This is a genomic window from Sphingobium amiense (assembly GCF_003967075.1).
GTDB classification, from domain to species: domain Bacteria; phylum Pseudomonadota; class Alphaproteobacteria; order Sphingomonadales; family Sphingomonadaceae; genus Sphingobium; species Sphingobium amiense.
Window position 1 is genome coordinate 374,497 of the sequence record NZ_AP018664.1, and the last position, 17,214, is coordinate 391,710.

The window sequence follows — 17,214 nt, forward strand, 5'->3', positions numbered from 1 at the left end:
GTGTGCTGCCGGGCGCGAATGGCTGAAAGCCGCGCCCGCCACGCGATCAGTCCGTCAGATCACTTGCATTTGATGAAGCGACCCTTCGCATCCTTGCACGGCGCCTTTTTGACGGGCGCCTTCTGGGGACATTTGACGAACTTGCCCTTGGCGTCCTTGCATGGTGCGGCAGACGCAGGAGCGGCGCTGCCGAGGGTGAGCGCAAGGCCGAGAAGGGCGGTGGCAACCATCCGGGTCATCAAGAATCTCCGAGGAGTGAAGACTTTGAAGGTGCCGGGCTCGACAGGGGGACGAGCCCGACACCGGCTTTATGGGCCGGGCGGACGGGCTTTACCAATGAACTTTTCGTCATGTTCCCGACAGGAAAAAGGCGTCGCGGCGGAGTGCTGCGACGCCCTTTTCGACGAGGCTTTTGCCCACCCCGCTGCGACTAGCGGCCGCTGCGCGGACGCAAGTCTCGCTGCCCCTCCCGTGGACGGGAGGGGTTAGAGTGCGGCCTTGAGCTTGTCGGCGAGGTCGGTCTTTTCCCAGGGGAAGAAGTCGCCTTCGGGCTTGCGGCCGAAATGGCCGTAGGCGGCAGTCGGCTGGTAGATCGGCTTGTTGAGGCCGAGATGCGTGCGGATGCCGCGCGGGGTGAGGCCGCCCAGTTCCGAGATCGACTTGATCGCGTCCTCGATCCGGTCGTCGCCGACCGTGCCGGTGCCATGGGTGTCGACATAGAGGGAGAGCGGTTCGGAAACGCCGATCGCATAGGCGATCTGGATGGTGCAGCGGGTGGCGAGGCCGGCGGCGACGACATTCTTCGCGAGATAGCGGGTGATGTAGGCGGCCGAGCGGTCGACCTTGGTCGGATCTTTGCCGCTGAACGCGCCGCCGCCATGGGGGGATGCGCCGCCATAGGTGTCGACGATGATCTTGCGCCCGGTGAGGCCTGCGTCGCCGTCAGGTCCGCCGATCTCGAAGCTGCCGGTCGGGTTGATGTGATAGACGGTCGCATCGGACAGCAGGTTCGCGGGCAGGACGTCCGCGATGACGCCCTTCACATAATTTTTGAGTTCCGCTTCCTTGTCGCCGGTGTCGTAGCCCGGCGCGTGCTGGGTCGAGACGACGATGGCGGTGGCGGCGACGGGCTTGCCGTTTTCGAAACGCAGCGTCACCTGGCTCTTGGCGTCCGGCTCCAGGAAGGGGGCCGCGCCCGAGTGGCGGTCGGCGGCCATCTTCGCCAGGATCTTGTGGCTGTAATCTAGCGTCGCGGGCATGAGATCGGGGGTTTCGTCGCAGGCGAAGCCGAACATGATGCCCTGATCGCCCGCGCCCTCATCCTTGTTGCCCGCCGCATCGACGCCCTGCGCGATGTGGGCAGACTGGGCGTGGAGGTTGTTTTCGAAGCGGAAGCTTTCCCAGTGGAAACCGTCCTGCTCGTAACCGATGCGCTTGACCGTATCGCGGACGGCCTTTTCGATTTCTTCCTTCGCGCCCGGTGCCCACTCCCCATTTTCATAGACGCCCTTGCAGCGGATTTCACCCGCGAGGACGACGAGCTGGGTCGTGGTCAGCGTTTCGCAGGCGATGCGGGCTTCGGGGTCTTTGGAGAGGAACAGGTCGACGATAGCGTCGCTGATCTGGTCGGCGACCTTGTCAGGATGGCCTTCGGACACCGATTCCGAGGTGAAGAGATAGTTCGAACGCATGGTTGCTCCAGTCTGATGCTGTGTCTGCGTATAAAGAAATCTTTATGTGCAGCCGACGCCTTAGCGGGCGGCGCGCCGGGATGCAATGGCGGCGGCGAGCAGCAGGCCCGCGAAGAGCAGCGGCAGGAGGTTGCCGAGCCGCGCGAACAGGGTGGGCGGGAGCGCGGGCGGCAGGCCCGATTCGAGATAGCCCGCGCGGTGGAGGCCCAGCGCACGGAGCACCTGACCGCGCGCGTCGATCACGGCGGAAACGCCGGTCGGCGTCGAACGGAGGATGGGGACGCCCTCTTCCAGCGCGCGGAGGCGGGCCTGCGCGAGATGCTGGACCGGACCCCAGCTGCCGAACCATGCGTCGTTGGAAGGGTTGAAGAGGAAGGCGGGGCGGTTCTTTGCGTCGATGACCTGCCCTGAGAAGATGATCTCGTAGCAGATCTGGACGCCCATCTTCATGTCCGGGCGGCCGGTGGCGGCGGGCAGGGTCAGGCTCTGCGGGCCGGGGCCGGGCCAGAAATCGGCGTCGCCGGGGACGAGGCGGGAAAGGCCGAGGGGGGTCAGTATCTGCCGCATCGGCAGATATTCGCCATAGGGGACGAGGTGTGCCTTCGAATAGCGGCCCGCGATGGTGGCGCGCGGGGTGACGATCCAGAGGCTGTTGTTCGCGCCTGCGAGCTTTTGGGTGGTGACGCCCTTTTCGGTGACGGGCCTGAAATAAACCTTGTCCGCGCCGGTCATCAACAGGTCGCCGGGGCCGAGCAGCGCGGCGAGGCGGGCGCGCCAGTCGGGTTCCATGTCGAGATAGGCGGGAATCGCGGCTTCGGGCCAGAAGAGGAGGCGCGGGGCGGGGCGCGGCTGGCCCGAGAGCATCGCGAGGGTGCGGAAGTGGCGATATTCCGCCTCGACCGAATATTTCTCGTCCTGCCCGATATTGGGCTGGACGATGCGGACGCGGGGTGCGCCGGGCGGAGTGGGCGGCGCGGGGGAGATGTGGCCCCATGTCGCGAGGGCGACAAGCGGAGCGCCGAGGATCGCGGCGGGGCGGAACTGGCGGCGGAGGGCGAGGAGGAGCGATCCGGCGGCGAGGATGGCGAGCGCGCCGAGGCCGTAGGTGCCGATCAGGGTCGCGGCGATGGCGATGCCGGTCGGCAGCAGGCTGACGCCGAGCGGGTTCCATGCGAAGCCGGTGAAGAGCGTGGCGCGCAGATATTCGGCAAGGAGCCATGTGGCGGCGAAGAGGAGGGGGAGAGTCAATTCGCCCCTCCCCTTCAGGGGAGGGGTTGGGGGTGGGGCCTCTCGACCGGACGCAGCGCTTGGGGCAAGCCCCCACCCCAACCCCTCCCCTGAAGGGGAGGGGCTTTTCAGAATTGCGGAATGGGCCAGCCACCAAGCGCCCAGCGTCGCGGCGCCTGGATAGACGGCGAGATAGAGCGAGAGCAGGACGACCGCGCCATAGCCGAACCAGTGCGGCATCGCGTCCTGATAGGTGAAGGCGTGGGCGATCCAGTTGAGGCCGAGGGTGAAGTGGCCGAGGCCGAACAGCCAGCCGCGTGCGAAAGCGGCGCGGCGGTCGGGCGCCTGCTCGATCAGCAGCATCAGCAGCGCGAGGCAGGCGAGGGAGACGGGCCAGAGGCCAAGCGGCTCGAACCCCGTGGCGGACAGGGTGCCCGCCGCCAGCGCAGCGAGCCTTGGCCGGGCGAGGAGCGCGCGCATCGGCGTCTCTATCGGCCGAGGGTCGCCATGGTGGCGTTGGAGCATCGGTCGCCCTTGTCGCTGCCGCCCGACAGCATCGACGCGGCGAGGAAGCCGCCCACCACCAGCAGCACGAAGGCGGCGGAGAGGAGGGCGAGATATTTCTCGATGAAGGCCTTGATCGGTGCGCCGAACTTCCAGAACAGGAAGCCCACGAGGATGAACTGCGCCCCGCGGCTGACGATGCTGGCCCAGAGGAAGGTGAAGAGCGAAAGGCCGACGAAGCCCGCCGTAATGGTGATGAGCTTGAACGGGATGGGCGTCGCGCCCTTGATAAGGATGATTTCCGCCCCGTAATCGCGCAGATAGCAGGCCGCGACCGGGAATTTGGCGGCAAGGCCCAGTGCGTCCAGTATCTGCTGGCCCAGCGCCTCATAGAGGAAATGGCCGATGGCATAGCCGAACAGGCCGCCCAGCACCGAGGCGAGGGTGCAGATCACCCCGAAGCGAATCGCCTTTTGCGGCCGGGCGAGGCACATGAGACCCAGCAGCGGGTGCGGCGGGATGGGAAAGAAGCTCGATTCCATGAAGCTGATCGCGAAGAGCCAGCGTTCGGCATGGCGGTGCGCCGCCTTGGCGAGCGTCCATTGGTAGAGCTTCGTCAGCATGTCCCGCGCCTAGCCGAGATCGTTTCGGGTCGCCAGCGCTTTCGCAGGTGCAGCGTGGGCGGAGACGCCTCCGGCCTGCCGGGAGTCTTTTGCGCCTCTGGCCTCCCGGCCTACGGCGTTGACCTTCCCGCGCCGTCTGGGCATGACGCCTTCTTCTGCTTGTCCGGTCGCTTCATTTGAACATCCCTCCGATTCCCTGGGCCAAGGTGCGGCAGCGCGCGGGCGGGCTGGCGTTTGCGCTGGTGCTCAACCTGCTGCTGCTGCTGGCGCTCTTCACCCTGTCGCCGCGCTTCGAGCCGCCCAAACAGGACGACCGGCTGCCCGTGACCTTCGACACCGAAGCGGGCAGGCAGAGCGAGGAGGCGAAGGCCAAGTCGGAGAAGTCGCAGGAGCGCGAGCAGAAGAAGACCGCGCCGGAAAAGGCCGCCGAGCCGGTGGTTCGCCCGCCGATCCCGGTCGAAAAGCCCGCCGAGCAGCCGCCTTCGCCCTTCCCCTTCCTGACGCTGAACCGCGAGCAGATGGCCGCCGCCGACATCGGCAGCCTGCCCAAGGGCGCTGCCGGGGCGGGATCGGGCCAGGGGGACAGCAAGGCGGTCGCCGGGCCGGGCGAAGGGCCGGGTGGCGTGCAACTGTTCGAGGCGGAATGGTATCGGCGGCCCACCAATGCCGAGCTTTCGCCCTATCTGCCGCAGGACGCGCCCGCGCGCGGCTGGGGGCTGGTCGCGTGCAAGACGGTCGACCATTATCATGTCGAAAACTGTCAGACGCTGGGCGAATCGCCGCTGGGATCGGGCTTTGCCAAGGCGGTGCGGCTGGCGGCGTGGCAGTTTCTGGTCCTGCCGCCCCGCGTCAACGGCAAGGCGATGGTGGGAAGCTGGGTGCGCATCCGCATCGACTATACCCGCACGATGGTGCCCGCCGACGGGCCGGGGGCGGGCGAGTGATGGCGACAGCGAAGTGGACAGGTGCGGCGGCGCGCTGATTATCGTTTCGGATACGGAACGATAATGCGGAGAAATCGGGTTGCAAATCGGAACTGAGCAGGCATTGTGCGCGGCAGGCAGATCCGACCATGATGAAGGAGGAGCAGGCATGATTATCCATGGGGCGCGGCCGTCGCCTTTCGTTCGCAAGGTCATTGCGTTCGCGAGCGAGAAGGGGATCGAGGCCGAGGTGGTGACGGCGGGCTTCGGGCGCGGAGCGGAGGGCTATCTGAAAGGATCGCCCTTCGGCAAGATTCCGGCGCTGGAGGATGGCGATTTCCTGCTGTGCGATTCGACCGCGATCATAACCTATATGGATGCCATAAAGCCCGGCGATGAGATGATCCCGACAGAGCCGAAGGCGCGGGCGCGGACGATCTGGTATGAGGAGTTCGGCGACACCATCGCGCAGGCGGCGGGCGCGAAGATGTTCTTCAACCGCGCTGTGGCCAAGCTGATGAAGCTGGAACCGGATCTGGCCGCGGCGGACAGGGCCGAGGCCGAGGAAATGCCGAAAATCTACGATTATCTGGAAAGCGTGATGCCCGATAGCGGCTGGCTGATCGAGGATCGCTTCACGCTGGCGGATCTGGCGGCGGCGTGTCCGCTCATCAATGCAGGCTATGTTTCGGACGGGCTGGACCCGGCGCGCTGGCCGAAGACGGCGGCGTGGCTGGCGGCGGTCAAGGCGCGGCCGAGCGTCGCGGCGGCTTTGGCGGAGGAAGCGCCGATCATCGCGGCGATGAAGGCGAAATAACCTATATGGCACTTTCTGCTTGACAGCGTCACGCTGTTCTGGCAGGGATGGGCATAGTGGAAAATTGTGAGTCGCCGGATGCGGCGACGCAAAAGGGCCGGTCCTGCAGAGGGCTGGCCCTTTTGCGTTGGTGCAGCGGTCGGGAGGGGCGGAGATGAAGAATGCGGCGATCGGAAAGCAGCGTGCGGGCGGCGCGGCGAAGCTGCAACAGCGCAAGCGCCGCAGCGACGGCTGGACGAAGGAGGAGGAGCAACTGTTCCTCGAAACACTGGCCGAAACCTGCAACGCGAGCGAGGCGGCGCGCGTCGTCGGGCGGTGCCGCGCGGGCGCTTACCGCAAGCGCAGAGCCGATCCCGCCTTCGACCGGGCGTGGGAGGAGGCGAGGGACGAGGGCTATGCCGAGATCGAGCTGCTGCTGATGCGCGCGTCGCTGTTCGGCGCGGAAAGCGAGGAAGTGACGACCGGCGCGGACGGCGCGGTCAAGGCGCGCAAGGTCAAGCGCGCGCCCAACCTGACGGTCGCGCTGCGCCTGTTCCTCGCCTATCGCGACAAGGTGGCGCAGAGCCGCGCGAGGCGGCGCGGAGGCGGGCCGGGCGGCGGGGCGCGGCCCGACAGCCCGGAAGCGGTCGCGCAGGTCAAGGCGATGATGGCTGCCATCGCGAAGAAGCGCGCGGCGGCGGGGGCTTGACGCGCGGTCGATCCGCGGCGGGGGTGCACGGGCTATGATGGACAGGCTTCGATGAAAGCCTTTGATTGGACAGCCTTCGATGGACAGGCGCGCGCGGACCTCTATCGTGCGGTGCGCGTTGGCGATGCGGGCGCGGCTGAACGAAGGACGGATATGCGGATCTGGGCGATGGCGGGACTGATGCTGGCGGGCGCGCTGGCGGGATGCGGCGAAAAAGCGGAGCAGCCGACGCTCGCCAATGCGGGCGCTGCGGCGGGCGGGGCGGCGGGCGCGGAGACGGGCGCGGCGGCTGAGGTCGCCAAGTTGGACGAGGCCACGCGCAACATCGTCCTCGAACGCGCGATCAAGGCGAGCGGCGCGGCCTGCCCCGCCGTGACGGCATCGACCCGCGTCGACGTGCGGCCGGGCGTGCCGGGCTGGAAAGCGCAATGCGACAATGACAGCGCGCACCTGATCGAGATATTGCCGGACGGCACGGGGAAGGTGACGAGCCGGACTTATTGAGGGGGAAGATAGGATACAGCGGACGCCCACTTCGTCCATGACCGCCTATTTCTAACGGGCACTCCTGTCCACCACGAGAGATGGTGATTGGTTATGGTAGCTCCAGCGCTGTAAACACTGTCGAGCTTCATCCGTGATGCCGGGTGAGACCAATGAGAATGTTGGATTGCCGTAGGGACTTGTGCCGCGTCCAACATATTTTGGATCTGCTTGACATGCTTGCACGGCCTCCGACAAACTTCGCCCGGCGCAGATTTTTTGGCTGCGCGCATTATATTGGTAGGCGAGCCAAGTCGTAAGGAAAGCTGCAGAAGCAACAGCAGCGGCGAAGAAGAAATATCTCCAGAGGTTCTTCCTGGCAGCGCGAGACATAAGCCAAGCTGCAACGGCAAAAGCCAGTGGCATGACAATGCGGCTGACTATCTGTAACCAACCATCGTCCTCGCAAGGGGCATAGCTGTAGCTGAAGAAGAAGCCTAATGGCCAGAGACACGCAATCACAATAAGGCATGGAGCAACGGATAGGGCTGCACCTTTCAGGACCATGCGCTTCAACACCCGCGCAGGTTAGCAGGTCGGCTGAAATTCCGCCATATCCGCTTTTCTGGCCGTTGCCGGATATGCTCCGTTCCAAGGCGATGCGCGCCCGCACCTTGTCCTCTGAACGCCTGAGACCCCAGCCTTCGCTGGGGTGACGGGGGAGGAGGAGGGCGGTGCCGGTCTGCAAACTGGCGTGGGAACGGCAAAGGTGCGTGCGGGGCCAGAGGGTGTTGCGCTCATCGGCGGGATGCCCCTCCGTCTGACCTTTGGTCGGGCACCTCCCCTGCGAGAGGAGGATGAGGGCGTCGCGCTCCATCCCCGTCATGCCGGGCTTGACCCGGCATCCCGCTTTCTGGGGGGGTAGCTGGACCCCGGATCAAGTCCGGGGTGACGGGGGTGGAGAGTGCGCAGCGTTGGCGCCTACCGCGCGTCGGTGGTGTTGGCGGGGTCGGTGCTGGCGAGGGCGAGTGCCTGCGCGGTGCCGGTGGCGGGCTTTACGGGGTCGGGGCGGTGCGAGACATAGCCCGCGGCGAGCGATCCGCCGCCCACGATCAGCATGGCGCCCAGAATCGAGACGATTTCGTGGCGGCCCGGACGGCGGGCGGGCTGGGTCTTCGGACGGTCGGCAGGGGTGTCTTTCATCGGCGAAATCCTTCTTCGCGGTTGCGGTAGGAAGCCGGAGAAATGACGCTGGCGCAGGCTGAGTTCCAGCAACGGACGATGACATTTTATTGCTGCAACACGGAAATTCCGTTCGTTTACAGGCGCGAAACAGAGGCGCGGCGGGCTGTGCCGCCCGGGCGGCGGATCGTGATGCTGACGGATCGGGGAAAGGGAGGGCGATGCGGGTTTCGGACAGCGAATGGCTGGCGCGCGCGGACGGGCGGGTGCGGGCGGCGCTGCTGGCGCGGCTGGACGCGGGAGGCGCGGAGCGGCTGCTGACCGAATGGCGGTTCCTCGCGCGGGCGGCGCAACTGCCGCCGCAGGGCGACTGGCGCGTGTGGCTGATGATGGCGGGGCGCGGCTTCGGCAAGACGCGCGCCGGGGCGGAATGGGTGCGGTCGGTCGCGGAAGCCGACCCGGCGGCGCGGATCGCTCTGGTCGGCGCGACGCTGGGGGAGGCGCGCAGCGTGATGGTGGAGGGCGCTTCGGGCGTGCTGAGCATCGCGCCATGGTGGGCGCGGCCCGACTATGCCCCGGCGCTGCGCAGGCTGACCTGGCCCAATGGCGCGGTGGCGACTTTGTTCGGGGCGGCGGACCCCGAAGGGCTGCGCGGGCCGCAGTTCAGCCATGGCTGGGCCGACGAGATCGCCAAATGGGCGGGCGGCGAGGCGGCGTGGGATAACCTCATGATGGGGATGCGGCTGGGCGAGCGCCCGCGCGTGCTGGCGACGACGACGCCGAGGCCGGTGCCGCTGGTGCGGCGGTTGGTGGGCGGGGACGGCGTGGCCGTGACGAAGGGCGCGACGGCGGAGAATGAAGCGAACCTCGCGCCCGGCTTCGTCGCGGCGATGGCGGCGGCCTATGGCGGGACAAGGCTGGGGCGGCAGGAGCTGGACGGCGAGCTGATCGAGGAGGTGGAGGGGGCGCTGTGGACCCGCGACCTCATCGAGCGGTGCCGGGTGGCGCATGTGCCGGGCGTGCTGGCCCGCGTGGTGGTGGCGGTCGATCCGCCCGCGAGCGCGGGGGGCGATGCGTGCGGGATCGTGGTGGCGGGCGTGGGCGGCGACGGGCGCGGCTATGTGATCGCGGACGCGAGCGTCGAGGGGCAGCGGCCCGAAGGCTGGGCGCGGGCGGTCGCTGCGGCGGCGATGGTGCATGGCGCGGACCGGGTGGTGGCCGAAGCGAATAATGGCGGGCAGATGGTCGAAAGCGTGCTGCGCGCGGCGGAAGCGGCGCTGCCGGTGCGGCTGGTCCATGCGAGCCGGGGGAAGGCGGCGCGGGCCGAGCCGGTGGCGGCGCTCTACGAGGCCGGGCGGGTGGCGCATCGCGGGGCTTTCCCGGCGCTGGAGGACGAGATGTGCGGGCTGCTGGCGGGGGGCGGCTATGTCGGGCCGGGGCGCTCGCCGGATCGCGCCGACGCTCTGGTGTGGGCGATGAGCGAGCTGATGCTGGGGAGAGTGGGCGAGGCGCGGGTCAGGGGGATGTGAGGGATGGGGGGGAGAGCGGAATGTCGGCTTTGCGCTAGAAATCGACAGTAGCAGACGTTCAGTTCACGATGGTGCAGCCCCATCCGTCATACTCACCGCCACTATCCCGCGCCGCTCTGAAGAGATCGATTGTCACATCATCGATTTGATCTGGCCGATCGATCCTATCGAACGTGACCTGAAATTCGCCGTTTGTAGCGTCAGCCTCTCCTATGACAGCATATCCCTTTGCGGCGAGATGTTTGACAAAGATATTTCTGGCCTCTCGCGAAGGAAATAGGGCAAAATGATCAATTGTTCGGGGTTCATCTATATGGTCGCCCTGTTTCAGTAGGTGATCGACAACATCTCGATTTCCTATGCGTCGAAAATCTTCTGGTGATGGATAAAGAAAGCGCCAATACGTTGACCACTCCTTATCGCGGCGACAGCCAGTCTGATATTCATAGGACGGCCAATTTTTCATAGCCTTTCCAAAGAAATTTCCGATCAATTCATTTTGCGAGTAGAAGTAAAAATCTCGATTCCCACTTGACGTATTCCGCCCAACATAAAGATATTTCCCGGTGCGTTCTGCTGCTTCTGCTACGTCTTTCTCCAAAGAAATCAGACTATCGTATTCGTCTTGACTGGATAACCCATCCGGCCGGGGATTATTCATCCTGACGCGTAAATATGCCATAATCGGAAAATCAGCGATCTGCGTTTCTTTCGTGACCCCGAGATCGACAAAGATCGACGCTGGCTCGTCATCGACAAGGAGAGCATAAAAATTCCAATTGTCGGACATCTGCACATCTCGTTGATTGAGAATGATTACCTGCGATGTAGGTCTATATGGGAGCTTTGAGGATACGCAATTGCTTATGCGGCTGACCTACAGTGGTCGCTTCTTGCCCTCCTTCGTCATGCCGGGCTTGGCCCGGCATCCCGCTTGTTTCCGATCGCTTGGAAAGCGGGCCCGGCTCGGGGGCAGGGATGACGGTGGGCGTTGCGCCGCCCCCTCATCCAACTTCGCCTAGCCGCCGTGCGGCAAGGCTTCGTATCCTTCTCCCCCATGTGGAGAAGGGTGGAACCCGCGCCGTCGCGTCATCGTTCTTGATCCAGATGAATTTCAACGGAGCAAGTGCGATGAAGAAGGTTTCCATGCTGGCGGCTCTGGTCGGTGTGTCGGTGGTGGCCACGCCTGTCATGGCGGCGTCCCTCAACAGCAAGGAGCGGGCGCGGGTGGCGCGGGCGGCTCCGCGGGATCGGGACGATGTGCGCTACTGCCTGCTGCAGGGCAAGAAAGGGCGCGACAAGGGCACGGTGATCGGCGCGGCGGGCGGCGCGGGCGTTGGCCTGCTCGCGGGCGGGAGCGTCGGCGAGACTCTGCTGGGCGCGGGCGCCGGTGCGGTCGCGGGCCGCCTGATCGGCAAGAGCGAGGGCACGAACGCGACCTGTGATCGGGTGCTGGCGAGGAATCGGTGACGCGGCGTAGCGCTGGCCCACCCCGCTGTGACTAAGGCGGCAGAGCCGCCAAGTCTCGCTGCCCCTCCCGCGTGCGGGAGGGGTTTGTTTTTTGGAGCCTCTCCGTTGTGGGGAGGCTTTTTGCATTTTGGGGAGCATCCGCATGAAATGGTTCGGGACGAAGGCGGCCGCGGGCGATGCGCGGCCGGTGCTGGCGCGTGCATGGGGCACGGGGGCGGTGGCGCTGGGGGAGTGGCCCGCAAGCTATGAGGCGCAGGTGCGCGCGGGCGTGATGGGCAATGCCGTGGCGCAACGGGCGATGCGGCTGGTGTCGGAGGGCGCGGGGGCGTGCCAGATCAAGGTGCGGACCGCCGATACGATGGGCGCGGGGGACGGCGCGCGCATCCTCGCGCTGGTCGGGCGGGCTTCGGCGGGACAGGGGCTGATCGAGACGCTGGCCTGCCATCTGCTGCTGCACGGCAACGCCTATGTTCAGGTGATCGGCGGCGCGGACGGGATGCCCGCCGAACTTTTCGCGCTGCGGCCCGAGCGGGTGAGTGTGGAGGCGGACGCGCGCGGCTGGCCCGCCGCCTATCTCTATCGTGTGGGAGAGAGCGTGACGCGGCTGCACCCGGAGGATGCGGCGGGGCGGACGAGCGTGCTGCATCTGAAGTCGCTCCATCCGCTCGACGATCATTATGGCCTCGGCTGCGTCGGCGCGGCGGCGGGCGCGGTGGCGATCCACAATGCGGCGAGCGTCTGGAACAAGGCGCTGCTGGACAATGCGGCGCGGCCCAGCGGCGCGATGGTCTATGAGCCGGGCGACGGATCGGTGCTGTCGCCCGAGCAATATGAGCGGGTGAAGCGCGAGATGGAGGCGGCCTTCGCGGGCGCGGCCAATGCCGGGCGGCCGATGCTGCTGGAGGGGGGCTTAAGCTGGAAGGCGATGAGCCTGACGCCCGCCGAGATGGATTTTGTGGGGCTGAAAAGCGCGGCGGCGCGGGAGATCGCGCTGGCGTTCGGGGTGCCGCCGATGCTGATGGGGCTGCCCGGCGACAACAGCTACGCCAATTATCGCGAGGCGAACAAGGCGCTGTGGCGGCAGGCGATCCTGCCGCTGGTGGCGAAGATCTGCGGCGGATTGAGCCAGGGTCTGAGCGGCTGGTGGCCGGGCGTCGCGGTGGAGGCGGACCTGGACGCGGTGCCTGCGCTGTCGGACGAGCGGGCGGCTTTGTGGGAGCGGGTAGCGGCGGCGGATTTTCTGTCGGCGGACGAGAAGAAGGCGATGCTGGGGCTTTAGTCGGGCGCGCGCTGCGGCAGGGTGTCGAGGCGGCAGAAACCGCCGTCCCACGCCCATGTGCCGCCCTGCGTCCAGCAGTCGGCGGCGCGGTCGAGGCCGAAATGCCAGCCCAGCGCGGCGAGGGCGAGGATCGCGATCAGGATCAGGACTTTGCGGCGCGCGCGCTTCATGGCGGCGCAGATAGGCGCTGGGGCAAGCATTGGGAAGGAGGGCGGCATGAAGGATGAGATGCTGGCGCGGCTGGTCGCGCAGGCGGAGGGGCAGGTCGCCGACATGGTGACGATCCGCGCGCTGATCGAAGAAGCGAGCGAGCGGGGCGCGGGCCGGGCGCTGGAGCGGCTGGGGCTGGCGGATCGCGGCGCGGAGGGCGATGTGCGGGAACTGCGCGAGCTGCTGTCGGCGTGGCGCGACGCGAAGAAGGCGGCGCGCGGCGCGGTGATCGGCTGGATGGCAAGGATCGCCATGGCGCTGATCTTGCTGGGGATCGCGGTGAAGACGGGACTTGTCGGATTGGTTCGCACCGGTCTTTGATCCAGGACGGCCTGCAAACGGCATCGCCCTCCGCTTCCGGTGCTCACGTGCATTGAGCACGCTCCGCGCCGGTTCTCGGGCGACGCCATTTTCGGCTCATCCTGAACCAAATCCCGGCACGAACCGGGCATCATTGGACTTTGGAGGGAGGGGATATGGCAGGCGACCTGCGCTTTGCCGGATATGCGGCGATATTCGACCGGGTGGACCGGGGCGGCGATGTGGTGCGGGCGGGGGCCTTTGGCGACATCGCGGCGGCGGGCGTGCCTTTGCTGTGGCAGCATGGGCCGGGCGCGGTGATCGGCACGGTCGAGAGCGCGCGGGAAGATGCGCGCGGGCTGCGGGTGATTGCGCGGGTGTCGCGGTCGAGCGCTGCGGGGCGGGAGGCGGCGGCGGCGCTTGTCGAGGGCGCGGTGGATGGCCTCAGCTTCGGTTATCGCGTCAAGGCGGCGCGGGGCGCGAGGCCGCGCGAGCTGCTGGCGCTGGAACTGGTGGAGGTGAGCGTGGTGACGCACCCGATGCAGCCGCTGGCAAGGGTGGTGAAGGTGGAGGGGTGAGTCAGACGATCCCCAGCCATTCAAGGTCGCCGGGCAGCGGGTCGGCGCTGTAGTCGAGTTGCAGAACCCGGCGGCGGCGGGGGTTTGAGGCGGCGTCGGAGGCGTGAAGGATCGGCGTGGAATAGAGCCAGATGTCTCCGCGTTCGGCGAGGCAGCTTTGAATGCCGCATCGTTCGACGAGGGACAGGACTTCGCCTTCGGCCACGCGCCCATATCTATGCGATCCGGGCGCGATCAGCAGGGGGGGCATTGTTCGCATCGACGGGATCGAGGTGCACGCGCAAGGTCAGCATCCTGTCGAGCAGCGATTGGGGCGGAGCGACATGGTGGATGCCGGATTTGACCGTCCATGGGCCGAAGCCCGGCGTATCCACGCGGAATTGCACCGCGATGGTGCGGTCCTGATGCCATCCGAGCGCCCAGTTGTTTGCCTCGCTCTTGTCAAAGAGGATGGCGCGCACGGGCTGTGCCTTTGGTCCCAGATGGCTGGCGGCGTGACGGCCGATCCGGCCTGTCATTCCCAGAAGGGCGGCAAGCGCCGGAAGGTGGGTGAGGCGCTGGCCCGGCTGGTTTGCGGGCAGGGAGGCGATCGCATTTTCCATTGACGCGAGCGCGGTGGCGTCAAGCGCCAGCGGGATATGCTGTGCGCCGTGATCGGCGAGGGTGAGGGACATGCGCGCTTTATGAGCAAAGGCCGGAGGGGCGGCAAGCACTCGCTCCCCCCTCACCAACTGCGTCTGGGCAGCCAAGCTGCCAAGACTTCGTATCCTCCCCCCAAGGGGGGAGGAGCATGTGGGCGGTCCATTTCGGGCCGCCTTTTTTTGTGGAGACGGGCATGACGGATCAACTGGAAGCGAGCCTTGACGTGGTGGCGCAGGGGGAGAGGATCGAGGGGCTGGCGCAGGAGGTGGCGGCGCTGAAGGGGGCTTTGCTGAGCGCGCGCAGGCCCGCGCTCGACGGGGTGAAGGGCGGCGTCGAGGATCCGGCGCGGGCGGCGTTCGTCGATCGCTATCTGCGGCAGGGACTGGAAGCGGGCGTCGAGCTGAAGAGCTTTTCGGGCGCGTCGGGGGCTGCGGGCGGCTATGCCGTGCCGCGCGAGATCGACCAGTTGATCGGATCGACGCTCAAGGGGCTGTCGCCGATCCGCGCCATCGCCAATGTGGTGCGCACGGGCAGCGCGGGATACCGCAAGCTGGTGACGTCGGGCGGGATCGTGTCGGGCTGGGCGAGCGAGACGGGCGCAAGGGCCGAAACGGGCACGCCCGCCTTCAACGAGATCGTGCCGCCTTCGGGCGAGCTGTTCGCCAATCCGGCGGCCAGTCAGGCGATGCTGGACGACGCGCAGTTCGATGTCGAGGGATGGCTGGCGAGCGAGATCGCCCGCGAGTTCGCGGCGGCGGAGGGCGCGGCCTTCGTCAGCGGCAACGGGACGAACAAGCCCAAGGGCTTTTTGACCTATACCACCACCAATGAGGCGGACGGGGTGCGCGCGTTCGGGTCTCTGCAATATGTGGCGTCGGGCGCGGCGGGCGCTTTTGCAGCGAGCAATCCGCAGGACCGGCTGATCGACCTGATCCAGAGCCTGCGTGCGCCTTACCGGCAGGGTGCGAGCTTCGTCATGAACTCCGCGACGCTGGCGGTCATCCGCAAGATGAAGACGGCGGACGGGGCGTTCCTGTGGCAGCCGTCGATGGCGGAGGGGCGGCCCGCGACGCTGCTGGGCTATCCGGTGGTCGAGGCCGAGGACATGCCGGACATTGCCGCCAACAGCCTGTCGATCGCGTTCGGCAATTTCCAGTCGGGCTATGTGATCGCGGAACGCAGCGAGACGAGCATCCTGCGCGATCCGTTCAGCAACAAGCCCTTCGTCCACTTCTACGCCGTCAAGCGCGTCGGCGGGGGCGTGGCGAACTCGGAAGCGATCAAGTTGATGAAGTTTTCCGCCTCGTAAAAGGGCGGGACGGAAGGACGGTATCGGGGGCGCGGGCGGCAGGTCCGCGCCCCTTTTTCTTTGACGGCGGGAGGCGGCCCACATGCTGATGGATGCGGAGGACGGGGCGCTGCCCGCGTCGCTGGCGGAACTGAAGACCTATCTGCGGATCGCGGGGGATGGAGAGGATGCGGTGCTGAACGGGCTGCTGCGCGGCGCGGGGGCGCTGTGCGAGCGGTTCACCGGTCAGTGGCTGATCGTGCGGCAGACGCGCGAGACGCTGTTCGGACCGCGCGCGGCGGGCGCGTGGCAGCGGCTGACGGCGCGGCCCGTGGTGGCGATCGAGAGCGTCGGGACGGTGGGCGCGGACGGAGCGGTGACGCCGCTGCCGGTCGACGCCTATGCGGTCGACATCGACGGCAATGGCGAGGGATGGGTGCGCATCGCGCGCGGGGGCTTTTCCGGCACGATGGCCGTCACCTATCGCGCGGGGCTGGCGAGCGATGCCGATGCGGTGCCGGAGGCGCTGCGGCAGGGCGTCGTGCGGCTGGCGGCGGAACATTATCTGGCGCGCGGGGGCGACAGCGCCACGCCGCCCGCCGTGGTGAGCGCGCTGTGGCGGCCATGGCGCCGGATGCGGCTGGCATGAGGATCGCGCGGCTGCTGGAGCGGCGGGCGCAGGCGCGGCGCGAGGGGATCGCGGCGGCGCTGACGAACGCGGGGGTCGAGGCGCATGTCGAGGGCGAGGCGGTGCGGATCGGCGGGCGGGGGCTGCGCGCGCGCTGGATGCGTAATCTGGCCCTGCGCGAGGCGGGGAGAGGATTATGAGCGCGGAAATGGCGGTGCGGGCCGCGATGATCGCGGCGCTGCGGGCGGACGGGGCGCTGATGGCGCTGGTCAACGGCGTGCATGACGGGGAGCCTGCGCGCGCGGCGGCGCCTTATGGCTTTGCGGGCGAGTGTATCGGCAGCGACTGGGGCGGCAAGGATCTGGAGGGGCGTGAGATACGCCTGTCGGTCGGCCTGGTGGCGGCGGCGGACGGTGCGGCGGCACTCGCGGCGATGATCGCGCGGGTCGATCCGGCGATGCAGGGGCTGGTGGCGGCGGACGGCTGGCGCGTGGCAAGCGCGCGGCTGGTGCGCTCCCGCATCGCGCGGGAGGGGCCGGCGCCGGCGAGCGGATGGCGCGCGGTGGTGGATTATCGCGTGCGGGTGGTGCGGGACGGGTGACGGGCGCGCGCCCTCTCAACTTCGCCTGAGGCGGCTGACGCCGCCAAGGCTCCGTATCTCTCCCCGAGGGGAGAGATTGGCAGGCGGGCGGCGTCCCGTGGGGTGGCCTTGGCTGCAAGGAAGCTGGACCCGGCTCGGGGGCCGGGGTGACGGGGTTTTTTCAGCGGCTCGGGCGGAAATCAGCCCGGACGGCTGCTCTCTTCATATTCCGACGTGATCTTGTCGACATATTCGCTGATCTGGTCGTCGGCGTCCGATGCCGACGCGCTGTCGGACATCTTGTCGCCCTTGTCCTGCGCGACGATGGCGGCGCGGAAGGCGGCTTCCTGCGTGGCGCAGGCTTTCTTGATCGACGCCTGAAAATCGCCGGTGGACTTCTTGGCGTCCAGCGCCGGCTGCACCTGCGCGGAGAGGCATTTGGTGAAATCCTTCCGCCCGGTGCCCACGGCATCGGCCGAAGGCGCGGTGGCGGCCATCATCGCGAGCGAAGCAACGGCAATGAACATCTTACCCTCTCCATATCCTGCATTTTGCACGGTTTGACCAAAGAA

General features: G+C 67.2%; 24 protein-coding genes. 13 read left to right on the plus strand and 11 right to left on the minus strand.

Annotation, left to right across the window (positions count from 1 at the left end; genetic code table 11):
• Positions 1 to 59: 59 nt before the first annotated feature.
• The 4 genes from SAMIE_RS01710 to SAMIE_RS01725 all read right to left on the minus strand — a co-directional run bounded on the left by SAMIE_RS01710 (position 60) and on the right by SAMIE_RS01725 (position 4,045).
• Positions 60 to 239, minus strand: a complete 180-nt coding sequence (locus SAMIE_RS01710; protein WP_126516705.1) for a hypothetical protein — start codon at positions 237 to 239, stop codon at positions 60 to 62.
• Positions 240 to 485: 246 nt separating this feature from the next.
• Entirely contained in the window at positions 486 to 1,691 is a 1,206-nt protein-coding gene (metK, locus tag SAMIE_RS01715) for a methionine adenosyltransferase (RefSeq protein ID WP_066700804.1), read from the minus strand.
• Between the two features lie 60 nt (positions 1,692 to 1,751).
• Positions 1,752 to 3,398 carry an apolipoprotein N-acyltransferase gene (gene lnt, locus SAMIE_RS01720; RefSeq protein ID WP_126516706.1) on the minus strand — a complete coding sequence of 549 codons (1,647 nt, stop codon included), beginning with the start codon at positions 3,396 to 3,398 and terminating at the stop codon, positions 1,752 to 1,754.
• Positions 3,399 to 3,406: 8 nt separating this feature from the next.
• Positions 3,407 to 4,045 (minus strand): YqaA family protein, encoded by a 639-nt coding sequence (locus tag SAMIE_RS01725; protein ID WP_066698332.1) that lies wholly within the window; start codon positions 4,043 to 4,045, stop codon positions 3,407 to 3,409.
• A 176-nt stretch (positions 4,046 to 4,221) separates the two neighbouring features.
• Between SAMIE_RS01725 and SAMIE_RS01730 the strand changes: the two genes are divergently transcribed.
• The 4 genes from SAMIE_RS01730 to SAMIE_RS01745 all read left to right on the plus strand — a co-directional run bounded on the left by SAMIE_RS01730 (position 4,222) and on the right by SAMIE_RS01745 (position 6,977).
• The gene (locus SAMIE_RS01730; protein WP_066698330.1) at positions 4,222 to 4,989 is read left to right on the plus strand and encodes a hypothetical protein; all 768 of its coding nucleotides are present in this window, start codon (positions 4,222 to 4,224) and stop codon (positions 4,987 to 4,989) included.
• Positions 4,990 to 5,137: 148 nt separating this feature from the next.
• On the plus strand, positions 5,138 to 5,785 hold the full coding sequence (locus tag SAMIE_RS01735) for a glutathione S-transferase family protein (RefSeq protein WP_066698329.1): 648 nt from the start codon (positions 5,138 to 5,140) through the stop codon (positions 5,783 to 5,785).
• A gap of 154 nt (positions 5,786 to 5,939) precedes the next feature.
• Positions 5,940 to 6,473: a hypothetical protein gene (locus tag SAMIE_RS23685; protein WP_232037343.1), complete on the plus strand. Its 534-nt coding sequence runs from the start codon at positions 5,940 to 5,942 to the stop codon at positions 6,471 to 6,473.
• 51 nt (positions 6,474 to 6,524) lie between these two features.
• A complete protein-coding gene (locus SAMIE_RS01745) occupies positions 6,525 to 6,977 on the plus strand; it encodes a hypothetical protein (protein WP_408641253.1) in 453 nt (150 codons plus the stop codon).
• A gap of 51 nt (positions 6,978 to 7,028) precedes the next feature.
• Here the strand turns inward: SAMIE_RS01745 and SAMIE_RS23245 are convergent, their stop codons facing one another.
• Positions 7,029 to 7,532 (minus strand): hypothetical protein, encoded by a 504-nt coding sequence (locus tag SAMIE_RS23245; protein WP_232037344.1) that lies wholly within the window; start codon positions 7,530 to 7,532, stop codon positions 7,029 to 7,031.
• 405 nt (positions 7,533 to 7,937) lie between these two features.
• The gene (locus SAMIE_RS01750; protein ID WP_066698326.1) at positions 7,938 to 8,159 is read right to left on the minus strand and encodes a hypothetical protein; all 222 of its coding nucleotides are present in this window, start codon (positions 8,157 to 8,159) and stop codon (positions 7,938 to 7,940) included.
• A 200-nt stretch (positions 8,160 to 8,359) separates the two neighbouring features.
• Here SAMIE_RS01750 and SAMIE_RS01755 point away from each other — a divergent pair, with 200 nt between their 5' ends.
• Positions 8,360 to 9,667 carry a DNA-packaging protein gene (locus SAMIE_RS01755; RefSeq protein WP_066698323.1) on the plus strand — a complete coding sequence of 436 codons (1,308 nt, stop codon included), beginning with the start codon at positions 8,360 to 8,362 and terminating at the stop codon, positions 9,665 to 9,667.
• A gap of 58 nt (positions 9,668 to 9,725) precedes the next feature.
• Here SAMIE_RS01755 and SAMIE_RS01760 read toward each other — a convergent pair whose 3' ends face one another.
• Positions 9,726 to 10,457 (minus strand): DUF695 domain-containing protein, encoded by a 732-nt coding sequence (locus SAMIE_RS01760; protein ID WP_083952405.1) that lies wholly within the window; start codon positions 10,455 to 10,457, stop codon positions 9,726 to 9,728.
• 341 nt (positions 10,458 to 10,798) lie between these two features.
• Here SAMIE_RS01760 and SAMIE_RS01765 point away from each other — a divergent pair, with 341 nt between their 5' ends.
• Both SAMIE_RS01765 and SAMIE_RS01770 read left to right on the plus strand, forming a co-directional pair.
• Complete coding sequence (locus tag SAMIE_RS01765; protein ID WP_066698320.1) at positions 10,799 to 11,137, plus strand: hypothetical protein; 339 nt, start codon at positions 10,799 to 10,801, stop codon at positions 11,135 to 11,137.
• Between the two features lie 142 nt (positions 11,138 to 11,279).
• A complete protein-coding gene (locus tag SAMIE_RS01770; RefSeq protein ID WP_066698318.1) occupies positions 11,280 to 12,416 on the plus strand; it encodes a phage portal protein in 1,137 nt (378 codons plus the stop codon).
• Here the strand turns inward: SAMIE_RS01770 and SAMIE_RS23250 are convergent.
• Complete coding sequence (locus tag SAMIE_RS23250; RefSeq protein ID WP_162849021.1) at positions 12,413 to 12,586, minus strand: hypothetical protein; 174 nt, start codon at positions 12,584 to 12,586, stop codon at positions 12,413 to 12,415. The genes SAMIE_RS01770 and SAMIE_RS23250 overlap by 4 nt on opposite strands.
• Positions 12,587 to 12,632: 46 nt before the next feature.
• Between SAMIE_RS23250 and SAMIE_RS01775 the strand changes: the two genes are divergently transcribed.
• Together SAMIE_RS01775 and SAMIE_RS01780 are read left to right on the plus strand one after the other, a co-directional pair.
• The gene (locus SAMIE_RS01775; RefSeq protein ID WP_066698402.1) at positions 12,633 to 12,947 is read left to right on the plus strand and encodes a DUF6127 family protein; all 315 of its coding nucleotides are present in this window, start codon (positions 12,633 to 12,635) and stop codon (positions 12,945 to 12,947) included.
• Between the two features lie 155 nt (positions 12,948 to 13,102).
• Positions 13,103 to 13,504, plus strand: coding sequence for an HK97 family phage prohead protease (locus SAMIE_RS01780; protein WP_066698316.1), 402 nt, complete (start codon positions 13,103 to 13,105; stop codon positions 13,502 to 13,504).
• A 1-nt stretch (position 13,505) separates the two neighbouring features.
• Here SAMIE_RS01780 and SAMIE_RS24040 read toward each other — a convergent pair whose 3' ends face one another.
• Positions 13,506 to 13,709 carry a hypothetical protein gene (locus SAMIE_RS24040; RefSeq protein ID WP_332003894.1) on the minus strand — a complete coding sequence of 68 codons (204 nt, stop codon included), beginning with the start codon at positions 13,707 to 13,709 and terminating at the stop codon, positions 13,506 to 13,508.
• A 10-nt stretch (positions 13,710 to 13,719) separates the two neighbouring features.
• Positions 13,720 to 14,178 (minus strand): phytanoyl-CoA dioxygenase family protein, encoded by a 459-nt coding sequence (locus SAMIE_RS01785; protein ID WP_332003896.1) that lies wholly within the window; start codon positions 14,176 to 14,178, stop codon positions 13,720 to 13,722.
• 161 nt (positions 14,179 to 14,339) lie between these two features.
• Here SAMIE_RS01785 and SAMIE_RS01790 point away from each other — a divergent pair, with 161 nt between their 5' ends.
• From SAMIE_RS01790 to gp17, 4 genes are all read left to right on the plus strand, one after another.
• Positions 14,340 to 15,455, plus strand: coding sequence for a phage major capsid protein (locus SAMIE_RS01790; protein WP_066698400.1), 1,116 nt, complete (start codon positions 14,340 to 14,342; stop codon positions 15,453 to 15,455).
• 82 nt (positions 15,456 to 15,537) lie between these two features.
• Positions 15,538 to 16,083: a head-tail connector protein gene (locus SAMIE_RS01795; protein WP_066698313.1), complete on the plus strand. Its 546-nt coding sequence runs from the start codon at positions 15,538 to 15,540 to the stop codon at positions 16,081 to 16,083.
• Positions 16,080 to 16,262 carry a hypothetical protein gene (locus SAMIE_RS01800; RefSeq protein WP_174522205.1) on the plus strand — a complete coding sequence of 61 codons (183 nt, stop codon included), beginning with the start codon at positions 16,080 to 16,082 and terminating at the stop codon, positions 16,260 to 16,262. The genes SAMIE_RS01795 and SAMIE_RS01800 overlap by 4 nt, the downstream gene beginning before the upstream one ends.
• On the plus strand, positions 16,259 to 16,663 hold the full coding sequence (gene gp17 / locus SAMIE_RS01805) for a tail completion protein gp17 (RefSeq protein WP_066698304.1): 405 nt from the start codon (positions 16,259 to 16,261) through the stop codon (positions 16,661 to 16,663). The genes SAMIE_RS01800 and gp17 overlap by 4 nt, the downstream gene beginning before the upstream one ends.
• Before the next feature lie 179 nt (positions 16,664 to 16,842).
• On the opposite strand, the gene SAMIE_RS01810 is transcribed toward gp17, so the two are convergent.
• Positions 16,843 to 17,169, minus strand: coding sequence for a hypothetical protein (locus tag SAMIE_RS01810; RefSeq protein ID WP_066698301.1), 327 nt, complete (start codon positions 17,167 to 17,169; stop codon positions 16,843 to 16,845).
• Positions 17,170 to 17,214 lie beyond the last annotated feature (45 nt).

What these genes read in the sequence shown, in the direction of transcription:
- SAMIE_RS01710 (WP_126516705.1), bottom strand. Translation starts at nt 239, where the DNA reads ATGACCCGGATGGTTGCCACCGCCCTTCTCGGCCTTGCGCTCACCCTC.
- metK (WP_066700804.1), bottom strand. Translation starts at nt 1,691, where the DNA reads ATGCGTTCGAACTATCTCTTCACCTCGGAATCGGTGTCCGAAGGCCAT.
- lnt (WP_126516706.1), bottom strand. Translation starts at nt 3,398, where the DNA reads ATGCGCGCGCTCCTCGCCCGGCCAAGGCTCGCTGCGCTGGCGGCGGGC.
- SAMIE_RS01725 (WP_066698332.1), bottom strand. Translation starts at nt 4,045, where the DNA reads ATGCTGACGAAGCTCTACCAATGGACGCTCGCCAAGGCGGCGCACCGC.
- SAMIE_RS01735 (WP_066698329.1), top strand. Translation starts at nt 5,138, where the DNA reads ATGATTATCCATGGGGCGCGGCCGTCGCCTTTCGTTCGCAAGGTCATT.
- SAMIE_RS23685 (WP_232037343.1), top strand. Translation starts at nt 5,940, where the DNA reads ATGAAGAATGCGGCGATCGGAAAGCAGCGTGCGGGCGGCGCGGCGAAG.
- SAMIE_RS01745 (WP_408641253.1), top strand. Translation starts at nt 6,525, where the DNA reads ATGAAAGCCTTTGATTGGACAGCCTTCGATGGACAGGCGCGCGCGGAC.
- SAMIE_RS01750 (WP_066698326.1), bottom strand. Translation starts at nt 8,159, where the DNA reads ATGAAAGACACCCCTGCCGACCGTCCGAAGACCCAGCCCGCCCGCCGT.
- SAMIE_RS01755 (WP_066698323.1), top strand. Translation starts at nt 8,360, where the DNA reads ATGCGGGTTTCGGACAGCGAATGGCTGGCGCGCGCGGACGGGCGGGTG.
- SAMIE_RS01760 (WP_083952405.1), bottom strand. Translation starts at nt 10,457, where the DNA reads ATGTCCGACAATTGGAATTTTTATGCTCTCCTTGTCGATGACGAGCCA.
- SAMIE_RS01765 (WP_066698320.1), top strand. Translation starts at nt 10,799, where the DNA reads ATGAAGAAGGTTTCCATGCTGGCGGCTCTGGTCGGTGTGTCGGTGGTG.
- SAMIE_RS01770 (WP_066698318.1), top strand. Translation starts at nt 11,280, where the DNA reads ATGAAATGGTTCGGGACGAAGGCGGCCGCGGGCGATGCGCGGCCGGTG.
- SAMIE_RS23250 (WP_162849021.1), bottom strand. Translation starts at nt 12,586, where the DNA reads ATGAAGCGCGCGCGCCGCAAAGTCCTGATCCTGATCGCGATCCTCGCC.
- SAMIE_RS01775 (WP_066698402.1), top strand. Translation starts at nt 12,633, where the DNA reads ATGAAGGATGAGATGCTGGCGCGGCTGGTCGCGCAGGCGGAGGGGCAG.
- SAMIE_RS01780 (WP_066698316.1), top strand. Translation starts at nt 13,103, where the DNA reads ATGGCAGGCGACCTGCGCTTTGCCGGATATGCGGCGATATTCGACCGG.
- SAMIE_RS01785 (WP_332003896.1), bottom strand. Translation starts at nt 14,178, where the DNA reads ATGTCCCTCACCCTCGCCGATCACGGCGCACAGCATATCCCGCTGGCG.
- SAMIE_RS01790 (WP_066698400.1), top strand. Translation starts at nt 14,340, where the DNA reads ATGACGGATCAACTGGAAGCGAGCCTTGACGTGGTGGCGCAGGGGGAG.
- SAMIE_RS01795 (WP_066698313.1), top strand. Translation starts at nt 15,538, where the DNA reads ATGCTGATGGATGCGGAGGACGGGGCGCTGCCCGCGTCGCTGGCGGAA.
- SAMIE_RS01800 (WP_174522205.1), top strand. Translation starts at nt 16,080, where the DNA reads ATGAGGATCGCGCGGCTGCTGGAGCGGCGGGCGCAGGCGCGGCGCGAG.
- gp17 (WP_066698304.1), top strand. Translation starts at nt 16,259, where the DNA reads ATGAGCGCGGAAATGGCGGTGCGGGCCGCGATGATCGCGGCGCTGCGG.
- SAMIE_RS01810 (WP_066698301.1), bottom strand. Translation starts at nt 17,169, where the DNA reads ATGTTCATTGCCGTTGCTTCGCTCGCGATGATGGCCGCCACCGCGCCT.